The organism is Sedimentitalea nanhaiensis DSM 24252, assembly GCF_000473225.1.
Classification (GTDB): Bacteria; Pseudomonadota; Alphaproteobacteria; order Rhodobacterales; family Rhodobacteraceae; genus Sedimentitalea; species Sedimentitalea nanhaiensis.
The window spans coordinates 2299624-2323312 of sequence record NZ_KI421509.1 but is presented as its reverse complement, the minus strand read 5'-3'; the positions used below and the strand labels follow the sequence as shown (position 1 = coordinate 2323312).

Sequence of the window (23689 nt, the reverse complement as noted above, 5' to 3'; positions counted from 1 at the left end):
AGAACCTTCATGTTTACACGATTCAACACCGGCGCGGCCGCTTTGGCAGCAGTGGCGCTGTCCGGTACGCTGGCTGCGCAAACCGCCTGGGCCGAAAACGCGGTCTCGATCGGGTTCCAACAGGAACCGACCACGCTGGATCCGACCAGCGACGCCACAGCGGCCATCGACGGGATCGTCACCCATAACGTTCTGGAATCGCTGACCACCGTGAACGAGGCGGGCGAGGTGTTCCCGGATCTGGCGGAAAGCTGGACCATTTCCGACGATGGGCTGACCTATGTTTTCACGTTGCGCCAGGGGGTGAAATATCATGACGGCACCGATTTTGACGCCGAGGATGTGAAATTTTCATATGACCGGGCGATGGCCGAGGACAGTGAAAACCCGACCAAGGACATTTTCAAGCCAATTGCCGCGGTCGAGATCACTGGCCCGCACGAAATCACCATGAAGCTGAACAACAAGGACGCGTTCTTTCTGTTCAATATCGCACGCGGGGATGCATCCATCGTGGCCCCCGAAAGCGTCGATGCCAACAAGACCGCGCCCATCGGGACCGGCCCCTACAGGTTCGATGGATGGACCCGCGGCGACCGCCTGACGCTGGTCAAGAACCCGGATCATCGCGATGCGGACAAGGTCGCGATGGACAAGGTCACGTTCCGGTTTATCTCGGACCCGGCAGCGGCCAGCGCGGCCCTTCTGGCGGGCGAGCTGGATGCATTTCCGGGCTTTCCGGCACCCGAGATGCTGCCGCAGTTCGAGGCCGATCCGCGCTTTGTCGTGGTCGTCGGCAGCACCGAAGGCGAAGTGATCCTGGCGATGAACAATGCCAAGCCGCCATTTGACAATCTGCAGGTGCGTCGTGCCATCAGCCATGCCATCGACCGTGGGGCAATCATAGACGGCGCGATGTACGGCCGCGCCACCCCGATTGGCAGTTTCTATCCGCCGCATGGACCGGCCTATGTGGACCTGACCGGACAATATCCGCATGATGTGGCCAAGGCGCGCGAAATGTTTGAGGCCGAAGGGGTTTCCGGATCAACCATGACCCTGCGGGTGCCGCCGTTTCCCTATGCAATGCGCTCGGCGGAGATCATTCAGGCGCAACTGGCCGAGGCCGGGATCGACGCCAAAGTGGAAAATGTCGAATGGGGATTCTGGCTGGACGAGATCTATAAAAAGCAGAACTACGACATGACGATCATCGCCCACACCAGCCCCAACGACATGCGAAATTTCGCGCGGGGAAAGTCGTATTTCTATGGTTTCGAGGACCCGGAATTCACCGCGCTTTGGGACAGCATCAGCACCGAGGCGGATGATGCCAAGCGTACGTCGTTGTTGCAGGATGGACAGAAATATCTGGCCGAGAACGCGATCCACGGGTTTCTGTTCCAACTGCCGCAACTGGGCGTCTACGATGCCCGGCTGCAAGGCTATTGGAGCTCGTCACCGGTGCTGTTCGAGCCGCTGTCGAACCTGTCCTGGACCCAATAGGGTTAAACTGTTCCGTGGCGGGTAAATGAATGAGCTATTTTCTGGCCCGCCGCATCGCCGGATTCGTTCTGACCCTGTGGGCCGTGTCCATTGTGGTCTTTGCGGTGATGAACGTACTGCCGGGCGATCCGGCGCTGACCATTCTGGGGCTGGACAGCACCGACGAGGCGCGTGCCGCGCTGCGCGAACGTCTGGGGCTGGACGCGCCGGTGGTGCAGCGATACCTGGCCTGGGTCGGCGGGGCGCTGCGGGGCGATTTGGGGCAAAGCTATTCCTTTGGGGTGGCGGTGTCCGGCTTGATCGCCGAGCGTCTGCCCCTGACCGTATCGCTGGCGATTTCGGGGATGACCCTGACCGTCTGTCTGGCGCTGGTGATGGGGCTGACGGCGGCGGCACGGCATGGGCGGGCCGGGGATTGGGCGATCATGCTGTTTTCGCAGTTGGGCATCGCGGTGCCGGTCTTTTGGTTGTCGATGTTGCTGGTCCTGCTGTTTGCGGTGAAATTGCGCTGGCTGCCACCGGGCGGCTTTCCCGGATGGAGCGATCCGGTGGCGGCGGCGCGCGCGCTGGTGCTGCCCACCGTGGCGCTGGCATTGGTACAATCCGCCGTATTGGCGCGGGTTACTCGCTCTGCCGCCTTGGAGGTCATGCGGCTGGATTTCGTGCGCACCGCGCGGGCCAGCGGGTTTGCGCCCGGTCATATCATGTGGCGGCATGTGCTGCCCAATGCGCTGGTGCCGATCGTCACCATTGTCGGGTTGCAATTTGCCGGGCTGGTCACCGGCACCATTGTGATCGAGAACGTGTTCTATCTGCCGGGGCTTGGCCGGTTGCTGTTTCAATCCATCGCCAACCGTGATCTGGTCACGGTGCAGGCGCTGGTGATGTTGTTTGCCGCCATCGTGGTGACGGCGAATTTTCTGGTCGATATCGCCTATGTGCTGATCGATCCCCGGCTCAGGGCAGGACGCGCATGAACGCCCGGTTGCCTGTCAATATCCTGATCGGCGCGGCGCTGGTGGCGGTGGTCATGTTCGCAGCATTGCTGTCGGCGATCTGGACCCCCTATCCCTATGCGGGGATCGACGTGGCCAACAAGTTTGCTGCACCCAGCGGGGCGCATTGGCTGGGCACCGATCAACTGGGCCGGGATCTTGTATCACAACTGATGGCAGCGGCGGGCAATTCGATGGGGGTTGCGGTTGTGGCCGTGGGCATCGGCTGCAGTATCGGGACCGCCCTTGGTCTGCTGGCGGCGGCCAAGGGCGGTTGGATAGAAGAGCTGATCATGCGTCTGTCGGACCTTGGCTTTGCCTTTCCGGCACTGCTGTTCGCGATCATGCTGGCGGCAGCCTTTGGGCCGTCTCTATCGATGGTCGTCATTGCCATCGCCTTTATCAATATTCCTACCTTTGCCCGCGTCACACGCGCCGCCGCCAACCAGATCTGGCGACGGGAATATGTCTTTGCCGCCCGCGCCGCCGGGATGAGTACATTCGCTATTTCACGCGATCACATCCTGCCCAACATCGCAGCCCCTGTCATCGTGCAAGCAACCATTGAATTTGCCGTCGCGATCCTGGTCGAGGCGGCGCTGTCCTATCTTGGTCTTGGCGCGCAACCGCCTGAACCCAGTTGGGGCCGGATGCTGGCCGAGGCGCAAACCCTGATGTATCTGGCACCGCAGCTGGCCGTGTGGCCAGGGTTATGTATCGTCACGGCAGTGCTGGGCTTTGGCCTGCTGGGCGACGGGCTGCGTGACATCAGCGATCCGCGGCTCGCGCGGCGGAGACCGGCATGATCGCGCTTCACAATCTGACGGTGCGCACGACCGGGGGCCACGTCGCGGTGCGCGGAGCCGATCTGGCGATTCAGCCGGGTCAGCGGCTGGGGGTCGTCGGGGAAAGCGGGTCGGGCAAGACGCTGCTGGCCCTGTCGATGATCGGGATGGTGCCCGAGGGTCTGCAAGTGGATGGGCAGGTTCTGGTGAAGGGCGAAACCATTGCCGCAGATGATGAACGCGCCTGGCGACGCCACCGCGCGCGGACCATGGCGATGATCTTTCAGGAGCCGATGGCGGCGCTTAACCCGCTGGTCCGGGTTGGCGATACCGTGGCCGAACCGCTGCGTCTGCATCTGGGGCTTGACCGTGCGGCGGCCCGCAAGCGGGCGCTGGACCTGTTTGAGGAAACCGGCATCCCGCAAGCTCGCCGCCGACTGGGCCAGTATCCGCACGAACTGTCCGGCGGTCAGCGCCAAAGGGTGCTGATTGCGCTGGCGCTGGCCTGCGATCCGGATCTGCTGATTGCGGATGAACCGACCACGGCGCTGGATGCCCAGGTGGCGTTGCGGATTACCGATCTGCTGGTGCGGCTGTCACAGGACCGGCAGATGGCGCTGATGTTCATCAGTCACGATCTGGCGGCGGTCAGCCGCACCACCCATGACATCGTGGTGATGTATGGCGGCGATATCGTGGAACGTGGGCAGACGGTGCGGGTGCTGTCCGATCCGGCGCACCCCTATACCCAGGGGTTGTTGGCGGCCCGTCCCTCGCTGATGCACCGCGAACGCCGGTTGCCAACCATTCCCGGCACCGTGCCGCAACTATTCGCGTTGCCACCCGGTTGCCGCTTTGCGGGGCGCTGTGCGCGGGAGTTACCCCAGTGTGTCGGCACGCGCCCGCCCGTCGTGGCAACGCCAACCGGGCAGGCGGCGTGCCACTTGCCGGGGGCAGGGCAGACATGAGCGATGACCTGCTGAGCGTTCAGGGCGTCACGCGACGCTATGTTCTGCCGCGTCGCACGCTGTTGTCCACGCCGCCGGTGCTGGCCGCCGTTGAGAATGTCGGTTTCGAACTGTCAGCGGGGCAGACCCTGGGTATTGTCGGGGAAAGCGGGTCGGGCAAATCGACCCTGGCGCGGATGGTGATGGGATTTGAGCGCCCCGATACCGGGAAGATCCTGTTTAAGGGCCGGGATATCCACGGTCTTTCGACCGGTGATCTGCGCCGGGCGCGGCGCAATTTCCAGATGGTGTTTCAGGATCCGTTCGGCTCGCTCGACCCGCGCCGCCGGGTGGGATGGTCGATTGCCGAACCGCTGCGGGCAATGGGCGAGACCGACAATGACAACCGTGTCGGTCGGGCGCTGGAGCAGGTCGGACTGCAGGCGTCCCAGGCCGGGCGGTTCCCGCATGAATTTTCCGGAGGCCAGCGTCAGCGCATCGCCATCGCGCGGGCGATCATCACGCGGCCGTCGCTGTTGGTCGCGGACGAAGCGGTGTCGGCGCTGGATGTGTCGGTTCAGGCGCAGATCCTGAACCTGCTGATGGATCTGCAGGATGACCTGGGCCTGGCCATGCTGTTTATCAGCCACGATCTGGCGGTGGTCTCGAGCATCTGCGACACCCTGCTGGTGATGCAGGCGGGACAGGTTCTGGAAGCCGGTACTGTGAACGATGTTTTGGGCGCGCCAAAGCATGACTATACCCGCGCGCTGCTGGCTGCGGCCCGCGTTGGCGGGGTTGCGTCGCCATGACCCGTTTCATTCATCTGACCGACCTGCACCTGTCGCATCCCGATCTGCGGGATGCGCATCTGTATTCGGATACCGGTGCCACGATGGCCGAAGTTCTGGACCGGATCCGCGCGCTGGATCCGGCCCCGGATTTTGTCGTGCTGTCGGGCGATCTGACCAATCAGGGAGATACAGCCAGCTATGGCATGCTGCACGACATGCTGGCAGATCTGCCAATGCCGGTGGTTCCGGCGCTTGGCAATCATGACACCCGCGCCGGGTTTCGGGCGGTGTTCGACGGGTTCGGCGCCGACCCCGATCGGCCATTGTTTTATCATCGGGTTCTGGCCGGGTTGCACGTGATCGTTCTGGACAGCTTGATCCCCGGACGGGTCAGTGGCGCCATCGACCCAGAGCAGTTTGCCGCGCTGAAAACCGCGCTGGACCTGCAGGCCGGCCTGCCGCGCGTGCTGGTGTGCCACCATCCGCCCCATACGGATGGGACGCTGCCGTGGGAAGGGTTGAATTCTGCGGATAGCGCCCGGTTGGCGGCGACGGTGCAGGGACAGAATGTGGTCGCGATCCTGTCGGGGCATGTTCACATGAACCGTGTGCGGTTGTGGAACGGTATACCCGTGATTGTGAACACGGGTCTGCATGCTACGGTGGATGTGCTGGACCCGTGCGACATGGCGATTGAGGAAGGAACAGGTTTTGCCGATTGCCGCTTTGCCGCCGATGGGTTGCAGATCACCTTTGTACCGCATGCGCCCAAACGGCGGGTGCTGGGTCGCATCGGGGCCACGGTCTTGCAGGGTTTTACCTGACCTGGGTTGTATCCGGGGCAGATGTACGCCGGAGGGCCGGGCGACAAACGAGAAACCGTTTGCGGCGGCGCAGGAAAACATTGCCATCGCGGCGGATCCGCGCGCAAATCGACGGCACCAGACCGTTTGTGTCGGCGTCAAAGGCGCGAACCGGCGGTTTCCAACATAATACGGAAGGACACAGGGATGAAACGACGCGATTTCTTGACAACGGGTGCTGTGGGTGTGACGGCCAGCGCCATGGCGGCACCGGCCATTGCGCAGGACGTGCGGCAATGGAAAATGGTGACCGCCTGGCCCAAGAACCTTCCCGGACCGGGCGTGGCGGCGCAGATGCTGGCCGACCGGATCACCACGCTGTCGGGCGGCCGGATCGAGGTAAAGCTGTACGCGGCGGGCGAAATTGTACCGGGTCCGGGTGTGTTCGACGCGGTGTCCGAAGGCACGGCTGAATTGTACCATGCGGTCCCGGCCTATTGGGGATCGAAATCCAAGGGCATCCTGCTGTTCGGCTCGCAACCTTTTGGACTGCGCGCGGATGAACAGGTGGGCTGGCTGACCCATGGCGGCGGCGGTGCGCTGTATGACGAGATGTATGGCCGGTTCGGGATCAAGCCGTTCCTGTGCGGTAACTCGGGTCCGCAATGGGCCGGTTGGTTCCGTAACGAAATCACCTCGGTCGAGGATCTCAAGGGGCTGAAATTCCGTACCACCGGGCTGGCGTCGGAAATGGCGACGAAACTGGGCATGGCGGCACAGGCCATGGGCGGGCCGCCGATGTTTCAGGCTTTGCAGACCGGTGCATTGGACGCGGGCGAGTTCATCGGACCGTGGACGGACAGCGCGCTGGGGTATTACCAGGTGGCGAAATATTATTATTGGCCCGGCGTGGGAGAACCGTCCTCGGCCGAGGAATGCGGGGTCAACGCGGCGGTCTATGCCGAACTGCCGGACGATCTGAAACAGGTGGTCAGCTTTGCCTGCGAAAGCCTGTATAACCCGGTCTGGACCGAATACACCACCAGGCACGCCCAGGCGTTGCAGTCGCTGGTGTCCGAGCACGACGTTCAGGTGCGCAAGCTGCCCGACGATGTGATTGCGGCGATGGGCGTGGCCGCAGGCGAAGTCATCGAGGATCTGCGCGCCGACGAGGACGAGCTGGTGCGCCGCATCACCGAAAGCTTCATCGCCTATCGCGATCTGGTTGGCGGTTACATGACCTATGCAGACAATGGCCAGATGAACGCCCGCGCTTCGGTTCTGGGGTACTGACCGGGTGCTGCGGCTGGCTGAGAGTCTGGATGCGGTCAGCCGCGGTATCGCCAGCGTCATTCGCTGGTTTGCTCTGGCTATGGTGCTGATACAGTTCGGTATCGTGGTCGGGCGCTATGTCTTCGGGGTGAACTCGATCGCGGTGCAGGAAGGTGTTCTGTATCTGCATGCCGCGCTGTTCATGCTGGGGGCCGGATACACGTTGTTGATGGACAAACACGTGCGCGTGGACATTTTTTATGCCCGTGCCGATGCGGCAACGCGGCGGCGGATCGATATTTTCGGGCATCTGTTCCTGCTGATCCCATCGATGCTGGTGCTGCTGTACTGGTCCTGGCCATCGGTGCGCAATTCCTGGGCAATCCTTGAGGGGCCGATTTCGGTGGGCGGAATCGAGGCGGTATTCCTGATGAAATCACTGATCCCCGCCTTTTGCGTCCTGCTGATCCTGCAATCGCTGTCCTGTCTTGCCCGCTCGTTCGTCGAGGCGCGCCGGACATGAGCGCATGGCTGGACCTGATCATGTTTGGCGCATTGTTCGCGGTGATCCTGCTGGGTTTTCCGGTGGCGTTTTCGATTGCCGGGACCGCCGTCATCTTTGCCTTTCTGGGCCAGGCTACGGGCGCGATGGACATCACTCTGATGGGCGCGCTGGGACAGCGGGTGTTCGGGCTGTTGTCAAATCAGGTTCTGATCGCGATCCCGCTGTTCGTTCTGATGGGCGCGGTGCTGGAGAAAAGCAACATCGCCGAGGAACTGCTGGACATGATGGGCCGCCTGTTCGGGCGGGTGCGCGGCGGGCTGGGCGTCTCGGTGGTGCTGGTGGGGGCCCTGCTGGCGGCCTCGACCGGGATTGTCGGGGCCACCGTTGTCGCAATGGGGCTGATCGCGCTGCCGGGGATGTTGCGTGCCGGGTACGATCCGCGCGTGGCCTGCGGGATTGTTTGCACCGCCGGGACATTGGGGCAGATCATTCCGCCTTCGACGCTGTTGATCATTCTGGCCGACGTGATGTCCAATGCCTATCAACAGGCGCAATATGAACAGGGCAAGTTCGCCGTTCAGGCACTGTCAGTCGGCCAGTTCTTTGCCGCCGCGCTGGGTCCCGGGCTGGTTCTGGTCGCGTTGTATCTGATCTATATCCTGATCCGGGGCTGGCTGCGACCCGACGATCTGCCGCCGTCGCCACCGGGGCTGGCGCGACCGAAAAGTGCAGAGGTGTTTGCCGCCGTGGTGCCACCGATCCTGTTGATCGTTGCGGTGCTGGGCGCGATTCTGGGCGGGGTCGCCACTCCGGTCGAGGCGGCCTCGGTCGGGGCTGTCGGGGCGTTGTTGCTGACCGGCTACCGGATGGGCAGCAACAAGGGGCTGGTGCTGGCGGGAACCGCTGCGCTGGTGCTGCTGGGCGTTTTGGCGGGGGTGTTTCCCGTGCGGCTGCAGCGCAGCGATCTGGATGGGGCGGATCGGGCGCTTGGGGCGTTTTATGTGGTGCTGACCGTGCTGGGTGGTGTGGCTGTGATCGGTGCGTTGCGTGCCGGCCTGCGAGGGCGCGTGGTGCAAGAGGCGCTGACCTCGACCCTGACCATGACCGCGATGATCTTTGCCACCATCCTGGCGGCCGGCATGTTTTCGTTGGTGTTCGTCGGCTTGGGCGGCGAAGAACGGGTGGCCGAAATTTTGGGAGCGATGCCCGGCGGCGCAACCGGCGCGTTGATCTTTGTGATGATCTTTATCTTCGTGCTGGGCTGTTTTCTGGATTTTGTGGAAATTTCGGTCATCGTGCTGCCGCTGGTGACGCCGCCGCTGATCCTGATGGGGCATGACCCGATCTGGCTGGGTATTCTGATTGCGATCAACCTGCAAACCAGCTTTCTGACCCCGCCGTTCGGGTTTTCGCTGTTCTATCTGCGGGGCGCGGCCCCGCCCGAGATCACCACCGGGCAGATCTATGCCGGGGTCGTGCCGTTTATCGGCTTGCAAGCGGTCGGTGTGATGCTGGTCTGGATGCTGCCGACGCTGGCCACATGGCTTCCGTCTGCGATCTTCTGAACCGGCGTGCGGCGATAGTTGATTGCCGGAGTATCTGACCTGGGATAGGTCTGCGGCATGTTGACAGCGAGGCGAGCCATGACACTTAGAGTTTATCTTTCCGGCGAAATCCACACCGATTGGCGTGAGCAGATCGTTGCCGGGGCCGAAGAACTGGATGTCACCTTTTGCGGCCCGGTGACCGATCACGGCGCAAGCGACGATTGCGGAGTGGCGATTTTGGGGGCCGAGCCGAACAAATACTGGCATGACCACAAGGGCGCGATGGTGAACGCAATCCGCACCCGCAAGGGGATTGCGGATGCGGATATCGTGGTGGTGCGGTTTGGCGACAAGTACAAGCAGTGGAATGCAGCTTTCGATGCCGGATATGCGGCTGCATTGGGAAAATCGATCATCGTTCTGAACCCGCCCGAGCATCAGCATGCACTCAAAGAGGTGCATGCCGCCGCCCTTGCGGTTGCCGAAGAGCCGCGGCAGGTGGTCGAGATTCTGCAATATGTTCTGAGCGGCGCGCTGCCCGGCTAGCGCGCCCCGGCCAGGTGGGGGTGTTTCCTGTTTCCTCCTGACGTCCGAATATGCCGAAAGACCGTTCAGGTCTCGTCATCGGCGCGGCATGTTCCGCGATCGTCGGCTCGTCGGTGGCGGATCTGGTCAATCCGATCATCGGGCTGTTTCTGGGCGGGATCGATTTCTCAGGTGAATATATCGTGCCGGGCGATGGCGAATACGGCTCGATCGTCGAAGCGGAAAACGCCCCGGAAGAACCAGTCGGGCCGGGCGAACTGGATGTGCTGGTCGAGATTCGCGATGCGCTGACGAAGTAACAAGATCACTCACGCGATTAGAAAGGGCTTGCCACTGGCAGGTCCTTTTCTGTTAACAAACTCAGGTAATGTTAATTTCGATCTGAGGTGTGAAGACGTGGAACAACTCCTGGAAGAGGCGGGCGAATACGCGCCGCTGATTATCAACGGCATCAAAGCTCTGGCGGTGCTGATCGTCGGCTGGATAGTGGCGGGCACGCTGTCCGGCTTCGTGCGTCGGCGGGTCAACTCGAATCCGAAGATCGACAAGACCCTGGGCAATTTCGCGGCAAGCGTCGTTCGCTGGGTGATCCTGTTGATCGTCCTGGTTGCGGTGCTGGGGCTGTTCGGGATCGAGGCCACCAGCCTTGTTGCCATGCTGGGCGCCGCGACGCTGGCCATCGGTCTGGCGCTGCAGGGTACGCTGAGCGATCTGGCGGCGGGTTTCATGCTGATTCTGTTCCGGCCCTACAAGTTGGGCCAATACGTCGACATCGGCGGCACCTCGGGTACGGTGGTCGATCTGAACCTGTTCTTTACCGAATTGTCGACCCCGGACAATGTGCAGATCATCGTGCCTAACGGTCAGGCCTGGGGATCGATCATCCGGAACTTCTCGCATCACGATACCCGCCGGGTCGATCTGGTGTTCGGGATCGACTATGGCGATGACGCCGACAAGGCGATGCAGATCATTCTGGATCGGGCGGAGGCCGATGGCCGGGTTCTGAAAGACCCGGAACCCTGGGTGCGGGTCACCAATCTGGGTGACAGCTCGGTCGATCTGACCGCCCGCTTGTGGTGTCAGGCGGGGGATTACTGGGATCTGAAGTTCGCGCTGACAAAGGCGATCAAAGAGGCGTTCGATGCGGCCGATATCTCGATTCCCTATCCCCATTCGGTCGAGATTCAAAGGGCCGGTTGACCGGAGAGACGGAAAACAGGGCCGGGCGCATCATGTGCCCGGCCCTGACCTTTAGCCGCGAACCAGGTCTGCGGCGGACACGACGCCCAGACCCAGCGCCTCGCCGACGGCGGCATAGGTCAGTTGCCCGTCATGCACGTTCAGGCCGGCCAACAGATGCGGATCGTCCGCACATGCCTTTTTCCAGCCTTTGTCGGCCAGCGCCAACATAAAGGGCAGGGTGGCATTGCCCAGGGCGATGGTCGAGGTCCGGGCCACAGCGCCAGGCATGTTCGCGACGCAATAGTGCATGATCCCATCCACCTCGTAGATCGGATCGCCATGGGTGGTTGCGCGCGAGGTTTCGAAACAGCCCCCCTGATCGATGGCCACATCCACCAGAACGGCGCCGGGTTTCATCGTCGACAACTGTGCACGGGTCACCAGCTTGGGCGCGGCAGCACCGGGGATCAGCACAGCGCCAATCACCATATCCGCCTGCGGCAGCAATTCCGCCATCAGCCCGGCGGTGGAATAGCCGGTATTGAAATCATGGCCGAATACGTCATCCAGATACCGTAACCGGTTCAGCGAACGGTCCAGAACGGTGACCTCCGCGCCCATCCCGGCAGCGATACGCGCGGCATGGGTGCCGACCACGCCGCCACCGATGACGATGACACGGGCCGGGCCGACACCCGGCACACCGCCCATCAGCACGCCGCGACCGCCATTGGCCTTTTGCAGGGCCCAGGCACCGACCTGTGGTGCCAGCCTGCCGGCGACCTCGGACATCGGCGCCAACAGTGGCAACCCGCCCTCGCGGTCGGTCACGGTTTCATAAGCGACGGCCGTACATCCACTGGCCAACAGATCGTGGGTCTGGTCCGGGTCCGGAGCCAGGTGAAGATAGGTGAACAGAAGCTGGTCCCGCCGCAACATCTTGCGCTCGGTGGGCTGGGGTTCCTTGACCTTGACAATCATGTCGGCGCTGGCGAAAATCTCGTCTGCGGCGGCGATGATACGTGCACCCGTCTCGACATAGACGTCATCGTCAAAGCCTGAACCGACCCCTGCGCCGGTCTCGATCAGCACCTCGTGGCCGTGGGCGATAGCCTCGCGTGCGGCATTGGGAGTGATCCCGACGCGAAATTCCTGCGGTTTGACCTCTTTCGGGCAACCGATCCTCATAGTGTTTCCTCCCTTTTTGTTGATGGGCGGAATATACAGCAGGAGTGGCGCAAAGAATGACAAACTTCCACTCGCATTCCGGGGCGTTTCTCGAATAAGTTTCGAGGAATTGGAACAAAAACGCGAAAGTCTTGCGCCCTTGACCCTTGATGCAATCGACCGCCGAATATTGATCGCACTTCAGCGCAGCGGGCGGATGTCCAATTCCGACCTGTCGGACAGGGTAAATCTGTCGCCCTCTGCCTGCCACCGGCGGGTGCACCGTCTCGAAGCCGACGGGTATATCCGGGATTATGTCGCGTTGCTGGATGCGCGCAAAATGGGTGTTCCGACAACGGTATTTGTCGAAATCACCCTGCAGGCCCAGGCCGACGAAGTTCTGGATGCGTTCGAAAAGGCGGTATCGCGGATTCCGGATGTGTTGGAATGCCACCTGATGGCGGGCACGGCGGATTACATCCTGAAGGTGGTTGCCGAAAACACCGATGATTTTGCCCGTATCCATCGTCAGCATCTGGCGCGGCTTCCGGGCGTGGCGCAGATGCAAAGCAGCTTTGCCCTGCGGACCGTGTTCAAGACCACGGCGTTGCCGGTCTGAGCGCGGAGAACGTTCGGGCAGCGCAGGGTCAGGCAATCGCGTTGCCTTTGCTACGCCGCTTGCCAGGATTGTCAAGGGAGGCGTGGCAGTGACCTGGGATTACATCATCGTAGGCGCAGGCAGTGCCGGTTGCGTTCTGGCCAAGCGGCTCGCGGATGCCGGGCATCGGGTGCTGCTGCTCGAAGCGGGCGGGCGCGACAATTACCATTGGGTGCATATCCCGATGGGCTATCTCTATTGCATCGGCAATCCGCGCACGGACTGGATGTTCCGCACTGCTCCGGAACCGGGGCTGAACGGGCGCGAGTTGCTGTATCCGCGTGGTAAGATTCTGGGGGGGTGCAGTTCGATCAACGGCATGCTCTATCTGCGGGGGCAGGCGGCGGATTACGACGGTTGGCGGCAACGCGGGCTGACCGGCTGGGGCTGGGACGACGTGCTGCCCTATTTCAAACGCAGCGAGGATTATGTCGAGGGCGCTTCGGACCTGCATGGCGCAGGCGGTGAATGGCGGGTCGAAAATCAGCGTCTGCACTGGGAGGTGCTTGACCACTGGGCCGAGGCGGCACAGGCTTGGGGGCTGCCGGCGGTCACGGATTTCAACACCGGCACCAACGAGGGTGTCGGCTATTTCCGCGTGAATCAGCGCGCCGGATGGCGGATCAACACGGCCAAGGCATTTTTGCGCACGGCCACCGGGTCGGGGTTGAAGGTCGAGACCGGTGCGCATACCCGCCGGATCCTGATCGAACAGGGCCGAGCCGTCGGTGTTGAATATGACAGAGGCGGCGAAACGCACATTGTACGGGCACAGGCAGAGGTGATCCTGTCGGCAGGGGCCATCGGCAGCCCGCAGATCCTGCAACTGTCCGGCCTGGGTCCGGGGGCCTTGTTGCAGGAGCATGGAATACAGGTACGCCGCGATATGCCCGGCATCGGGGCGAATCTGCAGGACCATCTGCAGCTGCGCTGCGCCTGGCGGCTGAGCGGGGCGACCACCTTGAATACGCTGGCCAACTCGTGGGTGGGCAAGGCCCGTATCGGATTGGAATATGTGCTGAAACGCAGCGGTCCGATGTCGATGGCCCCGAGCCAGCTGGGTGCGTTTTCCCGCTCGCGCCCCGGCTTGGAAACGCCGGATCTGGAATATCATGTTCAGCCGCTGTCGCTGCCCGCGTTCGGGCAGCCTTTGGATGATTTCCCGGCCATCACGGCCAGTGTTTGCAACCTGCGGCCGGAAAGCCGGGGCCATGTGCGGATCACCTCGCCCGACCCGTACGATGCGCCCCGGATCGCGCCGAACTATCTGAGCACCGAGGGGGATCGGCGGGTGGCGGTCGATGCGATCCGACAGGCCCGTGCGATCATGTCCCAGACCCCGATGCGGCGCTATGCGCCCAACGAGCTGAAACCGGGCGGCACGTCGGATAATGTGGCCGATCTGGTGCGGGCGGCGGGCGACATCGGCACCACGATCTTTCACCCGACCTGCACGGTGCATATGGGCGCGGACGCGTCCGCGCCGGTGGATTGCAATTTGCGTGTGCGCGGTATTGATGCATTGCGCGTCGCCGATGCCAGCGCAATGCCCACGATCACCAGCGGCAATACCAACGCTCCAACCATCATGATCGCGGAGAAGGCCGCGGACATGATCCTGTCCGCCACGCGCCGCTGACCGGGTTAGCCCATCGCCAGCCAGTCATCGGCGGACAGTGTGGTCAGCGTGATCTCTTCCCAGGCGCTGACATCGGTGCCGTCAGAGGCACGCACCTGCAGAGTCGAAGTGCCGGGAGTCTTGTCGTTATAAACTCTGATTTTGCCCAGATCGTCGGCATCGATGCGAACCGGCGTGCTGGCGTCAAATTTGCCCTGGCCGGCAAAGCGAAAATTGTCTCGTCCCGTCATGTCCAGAAGCTCGTACCAGATTGGAGCATCGCCGTCGGCATCCGAAAATTCCAGATGCTTTTTCAGCCGGGTGCTGCGGGCACCGGCAATCTTGCCGACCGTGATGTCATCGACGATCAGCTGTGGGGCGCTGTTGTCTTGCGGAGGATCGGGCTGGTCGTCTGGCGCGCCGGGTCGATCAAGCTGCAAGGGCGCGCTGGTGCGGGCAAAGTTCTGGGTGACCATGACCGCGTCCCAGCCTTTGTAGTCGCCGTATTCGATGCCGATCCCGATGGTTTCGAATTCCGGTCGCAGGATATTGGCGCGATGACCGGAACTGTTCATCAACGATGCGTGCAGATTGGCGACGTCATCCTCCAGGCCCTGGGTGCCGCGCTCGGATTGCCAGGCGATGTTCTCGCCCCAGCCCCAGCTGCCGGAAAAGGTGAAATCGGCGTCCCGCATCCGATCGCCTGCGTTCGAGCCGTTGATGCCGGTGTGGGAAAATGTGTCGGATTGCAGCATCCAGCTGCTATGATCCTCGCTGGAGTCATTCAGCCGTAGATCCAGTTTCAGCGGCTGCAATCCGATGGCCGTGCGTTCGTCGTTGATCAGATCCAGCATCAGCCATTCAAGTTCGTTCGCCCGTGACATTTCCATGCTCCTACATGCCCGTTTTACAGGGTTCATCGCGGATCGCGGACGGGCGGTAAAGCCGATCGGAACGGGGGGCAGGAGCTGGGCCGAAATACGCCTAGGATCGGGCGATCAAGGCGAGGTTTCGCCACCTCCCTGCCGTGTCGGGGCCCATTGCGGCTGGGTGTGACGGGACGTGGGCTCTGGTGCTCGATAGGGGCCATGCACAGCGCGACAGGCCATGCCCCGACGCCTCCGCAATGTTGGACATGGCCCTCCCTCACGTGGGGATATCCACCGGCCAGCGCATCCGGCCGATGGGATTCTGTCTCAGGCGTCCTGTTCGCCCAAAGTGCCGATGGTCACCTGGCGGGTAACCTCCTTGCCCTTGTGCAGCACCACGACCTCGGCCTTGTGGTCCGGATCGGTCAGGGCGACGGCACGGGTCAGATCGCGCAGCTCGGAAATCTCGGTGCCATCGAACGACAGGATGATGTCGCCTTTTTCCAACTCGGCGCGTTCGGCCGGGCTGTCCTTGGAAACGGCCTCGATCATCGCGCCTTTGGGGGTGTCATATCCCAGCACCGAAGCGATCTCTTCGGGCATCGGCTTGATCTGGACGCCCAGCCAGCCACGGGTGACCGCGCCATCGTCCTGCAGGTCGGCGATGATGATCTGCACCAGATCAGACGGCACCGAAAATCCGATACCGACCGAACCGCCGTCGGGTGAAAAGATCGCGGTGTTCACTCCGATCACTTCGCCGTCGTTATTGAACAGCGGACCACCCGAATTGCCCCGGTTGATGGCCGCGTCGGTCTGGATGAAATCGTCGAACGGGCCGGAATTGATATTGCGCGAGGTGGCCGAGATGATGCCCGAGGTGACCGTGCCGCCCAGACCGAAAGGATTGCCCACCGCGACCACTTCGTCGCCGGCGCGCATGCTGTCTGACTCGCCGAACTTGACCGTTGGCAGGTCCTCGTCGGTGCTCACCTTGAGCAGGGCGATGTCGGTCATCGGGTCGCCACCGATGACGGTGGCCTCAAAGCTGCGTCCGTCAGCGAGTTTGACCAGAACGCTTTCGGCGTCCTGGACCACATGGTGATTGGTGACGATCTGGCCGTCCGTCGAGATGATGAAACCGGACCCGACCGCGCGGCTTGGCATGCTTTCGCCACCCTGCGGCATCATTTCCCTGAACCGACGCTGCAACTCTTCGGGCAGGCCCTTGGGCATTGCCTGTGCGATATCGGGGTTTCGGGCTTTGCCCCTGACTTCGATGAAGACGACGCTGGGGGAAACGGTTTCGACCAGATCGCCATAGCCACCGGCCGGAACGGCCAGAACTGCCGAGGGGGACAGGGTCAGAACCGTGGTCGTGGCCAGAGCCGCCGACAGGGCAAGCCCGGTGAACCGGTGGGGTGTCGGGAGAGTGGTTGTCATGGGAATGCTCCGTTCATGAATGATGTGACACAAAGAATGGGAGCCACAGCTTACAAGGGCATCCTGATGGCTATACAGATTTGTAATATTGCAGGCCGTGGAAATCCGGGCTTGCGCCGCATAGAGTTCCGGTGCGGGCCATAATGCCCGCGCAACCGGCACAGTCCGAGGCCACAGTGCAATGAAGATACTGGTAGTCGAAGATGATGAAACCACGGCACGTTTCATCGCGCGCGGATTGCGCGAAGAGGGCCACAGCGTCGATCCGGTGACGGACGGGCGCGAGGCGCTGATCCAGGCGACCGGGTCCGATTATGACGTGCTGATCGTCGACCGGATGCTGCCACAGATCGACGGGCTGACCCTGGTCAAGACACTGCGCGGTGCGGGGAACCAGACGCCGGTTCTGTTCCTGACCTCGCTGGGCAGCGTCGATGACCGGATCAGCGGGTTGAATGCGGGGGGCGACGATTACCTGGTCAAACCCTTTGCCTTTGGCGAACTGTCCGCGCGCGTCGCGGCGCTCGCCCGTCGCCCCAAGGCGATGGAACAGGAAACCGTGCTGCGCGCGGGGGATCTGGAGATGGACCTGATCGCGCGCAAGGTGACCCGCAACGGGGCGGAAATCGACCTGCTGCCGCGTGAGTTCGCGATTCTCGAGCATCTGTTGCGGCGCAAGGGGCGGGTGCAGACCCGGACCATGCTGTTGGAATCGATCTGGGACATCAGTTTCGATCCGATGACCAACGTGGTGGAAACCCATATCAGCCGCCTGCGGGCCAAGGTCGACAAACCCTTTGACTGCGACCTGATCAAGACGGTGCGCGGCTCCGGTTATCGGATCGACGCGTGAGCACGCGGCTGTCTTCGCTGCTGCGTTCGATGCCGCTCAAATTGGCGTTGGGGCTGGTGATCCTGTTTTCGATGGTCAGCCTGATCAGCCTGGCGGCCAGCTATGTCGTCACCCAACGCTCGCTCGAGCAGGGAATACGCGACAACCTGACCCAGGACATTGCCGGGTTTCGCGCCGCGCCCAACGCCGGCGCGGTGGCCGCCCTGGTCGAGGCTGTCGCCCGCGAGACCGATCCCGAGCGAATGGTTCTGAGTTATCTTGCGCCCAACCGCCGACAGTATGGCAACGCGGCCATTGCCCGCGACGACGAGGGGTATCACATCGTATCCCTGTCTCAGGACAGTCCGGACCTCAAGGGCCAGTACCTGGCGTTGACCACCTCGCTGTATGGCGGGCAGCTGACCGTCGCCCGCAGCCGTGCCGAAATCGATGCGCTGCGCCGGGTGTTCGTGAATATCCTCGGCCTTAGTCTGGTACCGACGATCCTGATCGCGCTGTCGGGCGGGCTGTACCTGGCGCGGCGCAGTGCGCGGCATGTGGCCCGGATCGGTCAGACCCTGGACCGTCTGACCCGCGGCGATCTTAGGGCGCGGGTGGGGCCGGTGCCGGAATGGTCGGACGATCTGGCCGAGATCGGCGCCAAGATCGACCAGATGGCCCATGCGCAGGAAGGTTCGGTCGAGGCTATCCGCCAGGTATCATCCGACATTGCCCACGATCTGAAGACCCCGATCCAGCGCGTTGCCGTGCATCTCGAGGACCTGTCCCAGCGCACCGGCCTGGATGACCCGTCGCGGGATCTGGTGGACCTGGCCAAGCAGGAGCTGGACGGGGTCGTATCGGTCTTTGGCTCTCTGTTGCAGATCGCGCAGATTGAATCCGGCACGCCCGGTTCGCGGTTTCAGCCGGTGGATCTGGGTGAACTGGTCGCCACCTGCGTTGAATTGTATGAACCCGCCGCCGCCGAGACCGGGCATGCGCTGACTGCCCGTATTGCGCCCGACGTGCCGCGTGTCGCGGGCGATCGGAACCTGCTGCTGCAACTGATGGCGAATCTGGTCGAAAATGCGATGCGTCATACACCGGACGGGACCGCCATCGCGTTCAGCCTGACAGCGCGGGAGGGCAAGGCGGTTCTGAGCGTTGCGGACCGGGGGCCGGGTATTCCGGCAGATGAAACTGAAAATGTGTTGCAGCGGCTTTATCGGCTGGACCGCAGCCGGATGACGCCGGGCAGCGGGTTGGGACTGAGTCTGGTGTCGGTGGTGGCACGATTGCACGGGGCGGATCTGGTGTTGCAAGACAACCATCCGGGACTGCGGGTGTCCCTGACCTTTGGGGCGCTCGCGGGCAGGCACGGCACCGCTGACGCGGGGTGATCGCAACAGGGCGACCCGGATCAGTCGCGCAGCTCGTCCGGTGCGACGCCCCAGAGGGATCGTTTCTCTGCCCAGCCGCGGTACCCGCCCGCGCTGATGCGGCACCAGTCGGGAATGCATTCGCCCAACCGGGCAATTACACCCAGTTCGAATGCGGCATTCAGGGGCGATTGCGGATCCGGGCGGGCGCGAACCGGCAGCATGTCCTTTTCCACCAGCACCGTCCGCACCCCGGACAACAGCGCATAATGCACCCAGCCTCCGGCACCGTCTCGGTCCCGAACCCGACGCCAGTGGCCGTTTTCGGCGGTGATCTGCAACGGCATATCGCGGCGTTTGAACACCCAGTCGATGCGATGGGTCAACGACGGACCCCGGCGCACGTTGCCCTCGTTCGCTTTCATCGAGACGTATCGTGGCATCGGTAGATTGGTGACGGGACCGCGTTTGATTGCGTCCTGTGCTGCGGTCGCAGCTGTGGCGAGACAGAATGCCACACATCCTGCCACCAATTGACGCCCGATAAGACCCTTGACTGTCAATGCCTGCTCGTCCTCGAAAACATGGCGGGTTTTTCCGCCGGAGGTTCTTGTGCCTCGCCTGTTCCTGCGCCACCATGACATGGTGCGATCTGATTTGAAAAGCGGTGGGGGATCCAGAGTGCCAAGAGAACGTCTGAGTGTTGTCGTTACGCGACGGTTGCCGGATGAGGTCGAAACGCGGCTGAGTGAATTGTTCAACGTCACCCTTCGCGAAGACGACACCCCGATGAGCCGCAGCGATCTGGCAACGGCGATGCGCGGGGCCGATGTGCTGGTGCCGACGGTGACCGATGAAATCGACGCGCGCTTGATCGGGCAGGCGGGTGATCGGCTGAAGCTGATTGCGAATTACGGGGCCGGAGTCGATCACATCGATGTCGCCACGGCCCGCCAGCGTGGCATCCTGGTCAGCAATACGCCGGGGGTTCTGACCGATGACACCGCCGATATGGCCATGGCCCTGTTGCTGGCCGTGACCCGCCGCATCCCCGAGGGGCTGGCGGTGATGCAAAAGGGCGATTGGCAGGGCTGGGCACCGACCGCGTTGTTGGGCGGTCGTGTTGGAGGCCGTCGTTTGGGCATCCTGGGCATGGGCCGGATCGGGCAGGCGGTTGCACGTCGCGCGCGGGCCTTTGGCATGCAGGTGCACTACCATAATCGCAAACGTTTGCGCCCCGAGATCGAGGATGAGTTCGAGGCCACCTATTGGGACAGCCTGGACCAGATGGTGGCACGCATGGATGTGATTTCGATCAACTGTCCGTCGACGCCCAGTACATTCCATCTGATGAACGCACGGCGTCTGAAGTTGATGAAACCCAGCGCGGTGATCGTCAACACCAGCCGAGGCGAGGTGATCGACGAAAACGCGCTGACCCGGATGCTGCGCGGCGGAGAACTGGCCGGTGCCGGACTGGACGTTTATGAGCACGGCACCGATATCAACCCGCGCCTGCGTGAGCTGTCCAACGTGGTGCTGCTGCCTCATATGGGGTCGGCGACGCTTGAGGGACGCATCGAGATGGGCGAAAAGATCATCATCAATATCAAGACGTTCGAGGATGGGCATCGACCGCCGGATCAGGTCGTACCGTCGATGCTGTAGGCGCGGTGCGGGCCTTCGTCGCCCTTGAGTTGCCCGATGAGGTCATCGACGCGCTGTTGCGGGTGCAATCGAGACTGCCGGTGGGCCGTCCGGTGGTGCGTGACAACCTGCATCTGACGCTGGCCTTTCTGGATGACCAGCGGGACAACACGCTGGAGGATTTCCACGACGAACTGTCCGGACTGCGCTGGCCACAATTCGGTGTTGTCCTGACCGGATTGGGAGCATTCGGCGGCGACAGGCCGCGACAGGTCTTTTTGGATGTTGCGGAAAACCCGGCACTGACCGGTTTGCACAACCGCACGGTTGCGGCGGCCAGACGCGCGGGAATCGTGCTGCAGCGCCGTCGCTATCACCCCCATGTCACATTGGCCCGCCTGCGTCCGGGCGCAGACAGCGCTGGGCGGTTGCAGGCGTTCTTTGCCGCTGAAGCCGGGGTTGTCCTGCCCAGATTTGAGGCGCGCTCGTTTGCGTTGTTCCGGTCCGACCTACGACCGGGCGGCGCGGTCCATGATGTGCTCGCACGGTACGAATTGGCGCAGGGCTAATTGCATGCCGCGATAGCGCGGTTAAGATCCACCTGCCAAGGGCCTTTCAGGGGGAGCATACAATGAAACGGATCGTACTTGGATTGCCATTGGCGGCTGGGCTGGCAGGGCCACTTTTTGCGCGGGATGCAGCCGATAGCGTTGCCCCCGAGGGAGCGACGACCAGCGGGTTCGAAACCCTTTCCCCGCAAGTGGCTACAGCGCTCGAAGCCAAGTCCGCCGGCCAGCCGGTACAGGCCGAAAACTGGATGGTCGCAGCGGCGAATCCGCTGACGGTGCAGACTGTCTTGGGTCTGGTCGAGCCGCAGTCATCGGGGCTGGGCGGCGGTGCCTTTCTGGTTTGGTACGATGCGACTTCGGGTGCACTGACCACACGGGATGCGCGTGAAACGGCACCTTTGGCCGCGACCCCTCGCCTGTTTCAGGATGAGGCGGGCGAGCCGCTGAAGTTTTTTGACGCGGTGGTCGGAGGCCGGTCGGTTGGCACGCCGGGCACGCCCGCGCTTTTGGCCGAGGCGCATCGCCGCTGGGGCCGTGCGCCCTGGCCATCGTTGTTCAGTGCCGCTATCGATCACGCGGACCAGGGCTTTGCGGTTTCGCCGCGCCTTGCCGGGCTGGTCGAGGGGGACGCCGACCGTTTGGCGCGGTTCCCGTCGACCTCGCATATTTCGATTGTCGATCGATACGGCAATGTCCTGTCGATGACGACAACCATCGAAAACGGGTTCGGCTCGCGGCTTATGGTGCGTGGTTTTCTGTTGAACAACGAACGCACCGATTTTTCGTTCCGCAGTCACAGCGATGGTGTACCCATCGCCAACAGGATCGAACCGGGAAAGCGTCCACGTTCGTCCATGGCACCGACCAGTGTGATGAAAGACGGCGCACCTGTTCTGGCCATCGGCTCGCCAGGAGGCAGCCGCATCATCGGCTATGTCGCAACCTCGATTGTCGGCTGGCTGGACTGGGGGGTGAACATCCAGCAGGCTCTGGCGCTACCTCATGTGGTTAACCGGTTTGGCACTTATGATGTCGAACTGGGCACGGCGGCAGTTGACATACAGGCCGATCTTGAGGCGATAGGGTACGAGGTGAATGCGCGCGATTTGACATCGGGCCTGCACGCCATCGTTATCGGGCTGTTGGGTGCCGCAGATCCGCGGCGCGAAGGAATAGCCTTGGGCGAATGAGCCGGGGCTGGGAAAGGAAAGATCATGGCACAGGCATCCCCATTGCCGCGCAACGAAACCGGCATTGCCACCGCAATCGGCAGCCTGAAACAGCAGTTCGGCGACCGGCTGCAGACCGGTCAGGCGATCCGGGAACAACACGGACATACCACGACGTGGATTGAAAATCAGCCGCCTGACGCGGTGGTGTTTCCGCAGACCACCGAAGAGGTTGCGGACATCGTCAAAATTTGTGCCGCGCATAAGGTGCCGGTGATTCCCTTTGGTGTCGGTACGTCGCTTGAAGGGCATGTGAACGCTCCTGCGGGCGGGATTTCGGTGGATATGGGTCAAATGAATCAGATCCTCGCAGTTCATGCCGAGGACCTGACCTGTACCGTGCAACCTGGCGTGACCCGCGAACAGCTCAACACGCATCTGCGTGACCAGGGGCTGTTCTTTCCCATTGATCCGGGCGCGAATGCCAGCATCGGGGGCATGACGGCGACACGGGCCAGCGGCACAAATGCGGTGCGCTATGGTACGATGAAGGACAACGTGATCGCGCTGCAGGCGGTGATGGCCGATGGCGAGATCATCAAGACTGCCCAACGCGCCAAAAAATCCAGTGCCGGTTATGACCTGACACGATTGCTGGTTGGCTCAGAAGGAACTTTGGGCCTGATCACCTGCATCACCCTGCGCCTGCATGGCATCCCCGAGGCGATGTCGGCGGCGCGGTGTTCGTTTCAGTCGGTCGAAGGTGCCTGTCAGGCGGTCATGGCGACGATCCAATACGGCATCCCGGTGGCGCGGATCGAGTTGCTGAACGCGCTGTCGGTCAAGGCGGTCAATGCCTATTCCAAGCTGGATCTGCCGGAAACCACCCTGCTGCTGCTGGAGTTTCACGGCTCGCAAGCCAGCGTCGCAGAGCAGGCTGAACTGTTTGGTCAGATTGCCGGGGATTTCGGTTCGACCGGGTTCGAATGGACCGCTTCGACCGAAGAGCGCAACCGCCTGTGGCAGGCCCGCCATGATTTTTATTGGGCCGCCTTGCAATTGCGACCGGGAGCAAAAGCGCTGGCGACCGATGTTTGTGTCCCGATATCGCGGTTGGCAGAATGTGTCGCGGCGGCGACAGCGAAGGCCGAAGAGCTTGGCTTGCAAGCGCCGCTCGTGGGGCATGTGGGCGATGGCAACATGCATATGTCACCGCTGGTGGACATGGCGGATGCGGACGAGGTCGCGCGGACCGAAGACTATGTCGGCTGGTTGGCGGAACTGGCGATTTCGATGGATGGAACTTGCACCGGCGAGCATGGCATCGGGCAGGGAAAGCGGCCTTATCTGACTAAGGAACTGGGCGGTGCGACACGCTATATGGCGGCGATCAAGGCAGCGCTGGACCCTGACAACATCCTCAATCCGGGCAAGATCCTGCCCGGATGATCGG

General features: G+C 62.5%; 24 protein-coding genes. 20 read left to right on the top strand and 4 right to left on the bottom strand.

The window, feature by feature from the left end:
* The first annotated feature begins 9 nt into the window (after positions 1 to 9).
* The 12 genes from NANH_RS0113215 (at position 10) to NANH_RS0113155 (ending at position 10903) form a co-directional block, all read left to right on the top strand.
* Positions 10 to 1506, top strand: a complete 1497-nt coding sequence (locus tag NANH_RS0113215; RefSeq protein ID WP_027262457.1) for an ABC transporter substrate-binding protein — start codon at positions 10 to 12, stop codon at positions 1504 to 1506.
* A 29-nt stretch (positions 1507 to 1535) separates the two neighbouring features.
* On the top strand, positions 1536 to 2483 hold the full coding sequence (locus NANH_RS26215; RefSeq protein WP_036049837.1) for an ABC transporter permease: 948 nt from the start codon (positions 1536 to 1538) through the stop codon (positions 2481 to 2483).
* Positions 2480 to 3307: an ABC transporter permease gene (locus NANH_RS0113200; RefSeq protein WP_027262455.1), complete on the top strand. Its 828-nt coding sequence runs from the start codon at positions 2480 to 2482 to the stop codon at positions 3305 to 3307. Before NANH_RS26215 ends, NANH_RS0113200 begins: the two co-directional genes overlap by 4 nt.
* A complete protein-coding gene (locus tag NANH_RS0113195) occupies positions 3304 to 4254 on the top strand; it encodes an ABC transporter ATP-binding protein (RefSeq protein ID WP_027262454.1) in 951 nt (316 codons plus the stop codon). Before NANH_RS0113200 ends, NANH_RS0113195 begins: the two co-directional genes overlap by 4 nt.
* On the top strand, positions 4251 to 5045 hold the full coding sequence (locus NANH_RS0113190; protein ID WP_027262453.1) for an ATP-binding cassette domain-containing protein: 795 nt from the start codon (positions 4251 to 4253) through the stop codon (positions 5043 to 5045). Before NANH_RS0113195 ends, NANH_RS0113190 begins: the two co-directional genes overlap by 4 nt.
* Positions 5042 to 5851, top strand: a complete 810-nt coding sequence (locus tag NANH_RS0113185; RefSeq protein WP_027262452.1) for a metallophosphoesterase family protein — start codon at positions 5042 to 5044, stop codon at positions 5849 to 5851. Before NANH_RS0113190 ends, NANH_RS0113185 begins: the two co-directional genes overlap by 4 nt.
* Positions 5852 to 6037: 186 nt before the next feature.
* A complete protein-coding gene (locus tag NANH_RS0113180) occupies positions 6038 to 7123 on the top strand; it encodes a TRAP transporter substrate-binding protein (RefSeq protein WP_027262451.1) in 1086 nt (361 codons plus the stop codon).
* Positions 7124 to 7127: 4 nt separating this feature from the next.
* Positions 7128 to 7625, top strand: a complete 498-nt coding sequence (locus NANH_RS0113175) for a TRAP transporter small permease subunit (protein WP_027262450.1) — start codon at positions 7128 to 7130, stop codon at positions 7623 to 7625.
* On the top strand, positions 7622 to 9172 hold the full coding sequence (locus tag NANH_RS0113170) for a TRAP transporter large permease (RefSeq protein ID WP_027262449.1): 1551 nt from the start codon (positions 7622 to 7624) through the stop codon (positions 9170 to 9172). The genes NANH_RS0113175 and NANH_RS0113170 overlap by 4 nt, the downstream gene beginning before the upstream one ends.
* Before the next feature lie 78 nt (positions 9173 to 9250).
* Complete coding sequence (locus tag NANH_RS0113165; protein WP_027262448.1) at positions 9251 to 9700, top strand: YtoQ family protein; 450 nt, start codon at positions 9251 to 9253, stop codon at positions 9698 to 9700.
* A 50-nt stretch (positions 9701 to 9750) separates the two neighbouring features.
* Positions 9751 to 9999: an MscL family protein gene (locus tag NANH_RS26210; protein WP_051372414.1), complete on the top strand. Its 249-nt coding sequence runs from the start codon at positions 9751 to 9753 to the stop codon at positions 9997 to 9999.
* A 97-nt stretch (positions 10000 to 10096) separates the two neighbouring features.
* Positions 10097 to 10903 carry a mechanosensitive ion channel family protein gene (locus tag NANH_RS0113155; protein WP_027262447.1) on the top strand — a complete coding sequence of 269 codons (807 nt, stop codon included), beginning with the start codon at positions 10097 to 10099 and terminating at the stop codon, positions 10901 to 10903.
* A gap of 51 nt (positions 10904 to 10954) precedes the next feature.
* Here the strand turns inward: NANH_RS0113155 and ald are convergent, their stop codons facing one another.
* Positions 10955 to 12073, bottom strand: a complete 1119-nt coding sequence (ald, locus tag NANH_RS0113150; RefSeq protein ID WP_027262446.1) for an alanine dehydrogenase — start codon at positions 12071 to 12073, stop codon at positions 10955 to 10957.
* Positions 12074 to 12212: 139 nt separating this feature from the next.
* Between ald and NANH_RS0113145 the strand changes: the two genes are divergently transcribed.
* Positions 12213 to 12671, top strand: a complete 459-nt coding sequence (locus NANH_RS0113145) for an Lrp/AsnC family transcriptional regulator (RefSeq protein WP_027262445.1) — start codon at positions 12213 to 12215, stop codon at positions 12669 to 12671.
* 88 nt (positions 12672 to 12759) lie between these two features.
* The gene (locus NANH_RS0113140) at positions 12760 to 14349 is read left to right on the top strand and encodes a GMC family oxidoreductase (RefSeq protein WP_027262444.1); all 1590 of its coding nucleotides are present in this window, start codon (positions 12760 to 12762) and stop codon (positions 14347 to 14349) included.
* A gap of 5 nt (positions 14350 to 14354) precedes the next feature.
* Here NANH_RS0113140 and NANH_RS27975 read toward each other — a convergent pair whose 3' ends face one another.
* Both NANH_RS27975 and NANH_RS0113130 read right to left on the bottom strand, forming a co-directional pair.
* Complete coding sequence (locus NANH_RS27975; RefSeq protein ID WP_081710560.1) at positions 14355 to 15212, bottom strand: CAP domain-containing protein; 858 nt, start codon at positions 15210 to 15212, stop codon at positions 14355 to 14357.
* A gap of 312 nt (positions 15213 to 15524) precedes the next feature.
* The gene (locus tag NANH_RS0113130) at positions 15525 to 16640 is read right to left on the bottom strand and encodes a trypsin-like peptidase domain-containing protein (RefSeq protein WP_027262443.1); all 1116 of its coding nucleotides are present in this window, start codon (positions 16638 to 16640) and stop codon (positions 15525 to 15527) included.
* Between the two features lie 181 nt (positions 16641 to 16821).
* Between NANH_RS0113130 and NANH_RS0113125 the strand changes: the two genes are divergently transcribed.
* Both NANH_RS0113125 and NANH_RS0113120 read left to right on the top strand, forming a co-directional pair.
* Positions 16822 to 17493 (top strand): response regulator, encoded by a 672-nt coding sequence (locus NANH_RS0113125; RefSeq protein ID WP_027262442.1) that lies wholly within the window; start codon positions 16822 to 16824, stop codon positions 17491 to 17493.
* On the top strand, positions 17490 to 18872 hold the full coding sequence (locus NANH_RS0113120) for a sensor histidine kinase (RefSeq protein WP_027262441.1): 1383 nt from the start codon (positions 17490 to 17492) through the stop codon (positions 18870 to 18872). The genes NANH_RS0113125 and NANH_RS0113120 overlap by 4 nt, the downstream gene beginning before the upstream one ends.
* A 20-nt stretch (positions 18873 to 18892) precedes the next feature.
* Here the strand turns inward: NANH_RS0113120 and NANH_RS0113115 are convergent, their stop codons facing one another.
* Positions 18893 to 19369, bottom strand: a complete 477-nt coding sequence (locus NANH_RS0113115; protein WP_245601529.1) for an SH3 domain-containing protein — start codon at positions 19367 to 19369, stop codon at positions 18893 to 18895.
* A 163-nt stretch (positions 19370 to 19532) separates the two neighbouring features.
* Here NANH_RS0113115 and NANH_RS0113110 point away from each other — a divergent pair, with 163 nt between their 5' ends.
* The 4 genes from NANH_RS0113110 to NANH_RS0113095 all read left to right on the top strand — a co-directional run bounded on the left by NANH_RS0113110 (position 19533) and on the right by NANH_RS0113095 (position 23685).
* A complete protein-coding gene (locus NANH_RS0113110) occupies positions 19533 to 20519 on the top strand; it encodes a 2-hydroxyacid dehydrogenase (RefSeq protein WP_027262439.1) in 987 nt (328 codons plus the stop codon).
* 5 nt (positions 20520 to 20524) lie between these two features.
* On the top strand, positions 20525 to 21067 hold the full coding sequence (gene thpR / locus NANH_RS0113105) for an RNA 2',3'-cyclic phosphodiesterase (RefSeq protein ID WP_027262438.1): 543 nt from the start codon (positions 20525 to 20527) through the stop codon (positions 21065 to 21067).
* A gap of 62 nt (positions 21068 to 21129) precedes the next feature.
* Positions 21130 to 22257: a gamma-glutamyltransferase gene (locus NANH_RS0113100; RefSeq protein ID WP_027262437.1), complete on the top strand. Its 1128-nt coding sequence runs from the start codon at positions 21130 to 21132 to the stop codon at positions 22255 to 22257.
* Between the two features lie 24 nt (positions 22258 to 22281).
* Complete coding sequence (locus tag NANH_RS0113095; protein WP_027262436.1) at positions 22282 to 23685, top strand: FAD-binding oxidoreductase; 1404 nt, start codon at positions 22282 to 22284, stop codon at positions 23683 to 23685.
* The last annotated feature ends 4 nt before the right edge of the window (positions 23686 to 23689 follow it).

Bases quoted from the DNA above. Each gene is read 5' to 3' on its own strand.
- NANH_RS0113180 (WP_027262451.1), top strand. From the start codon at position 6,038: ATGAAACGACGCGATTTCTTGACAACGGGTGCTGTGGGTGTGACGGCC.
- NANH_RS0113185 (WP_027262452.1), top strand. From the start codon at position 5,042: ATGACCCGTTTCATTCATCTGACCGACCTGCACCTGTCGCATCCCGAT.
- ald (WP_027262446.1), bottom strand. From the start codon at position 12,073: ATGAGGATCGGTTGCCCGAAAGAGGTCAAACCGCAGGAATTTCGCGTC.
- NANH_RS0113170 (WP_027262449.1), top strand. From the start codon at position 7,622: ATGAGCGCATGGCTGGACCTGATCATGTTTGGCGCATTGTTCGCGGTG.
- NANH_RS0113095 (WP_027262436.1), top strand. From the start codon at position 22,282: ATGGCACAGGCATCCCCATTGCCGCGCAACGAAACCGGCATTGCCACC.
- NANH_RS0113190 (WP_027262453.1), top strand. From the start codon at position 4,251: ATGAGCGATGACCTGCTGAGCGTTCAGGGCGTCACGCGACGCTATGTT.
- NANH_RS26210 (WP_051372414.1), top strand. From the start codon at position 9,751: ATGCCGAAAGACCGTTCAGGTCTCGTCATCGGCGCGGCATGTTCCGCG.
- NANH_RS0113125 (WP_027262442.1), top strand. From the start codon at position 16,822: ATGAAGATACTGGTAGTCGAAGATGATGAAACCACGGCACGTTTCATC.
- NANH_RS0113215 (WP_027262457.1), top strand. From the start codon at position 10: ATGTTTACACGATTCAACACCGGCGCGGCCGCTTTGGCAGCAGTGGCG.
- NANH_RS0113195 (WP_027262454.1), top strand. From the start codon at position 3,304: ATGATCGCGCTTCACAATCTGACGGTGCGCACGACCGGGGGCCACGTC.
- NANH_RS0113130 (WP_027262443.1), bottom strand. From the start codon at position 16,640: ATGACAACCACTCTCCCGACACCCCACCGGTTCACCGGGCTTGCCCTG.
- NANH_RS0113200 (WP_027262455.1), top strand. From the start codon at position 2,480: ATGAACGCCCGGTTGCCTGTCAATATCCTGATCGGCGCGGCGCTGGTG.
- NANH_RS0113165 (WP_027262448.1), top strand. From the start codon at position 9,251: ATGACACTTAGAGTTTATCTTTCCGGCGAAATCCACACCGATTGGCGT.
- NANH_RS26215 (WP_036049837.1), top strand. From the start codon at position 1,536: ATGAGCTATTTTCTGGCCCGCCGCATCGCCGGATTCGTTCTGACCCTG.
- NANH_RS0113100 (WP_027262437.1), top strand. From the start codon at position 21,130: ATGAAACGGATCGTACTTGGATTGCCATTGGCGGCTGGGCTGGCAGGG.
- NANH_RS27975 (WP_081710560.1), bottom strand. From the start codon at position 15,212: ATGTCACGGGCGAACGAACTTGAATGGCTGATGCTGGATCTGATCAAC.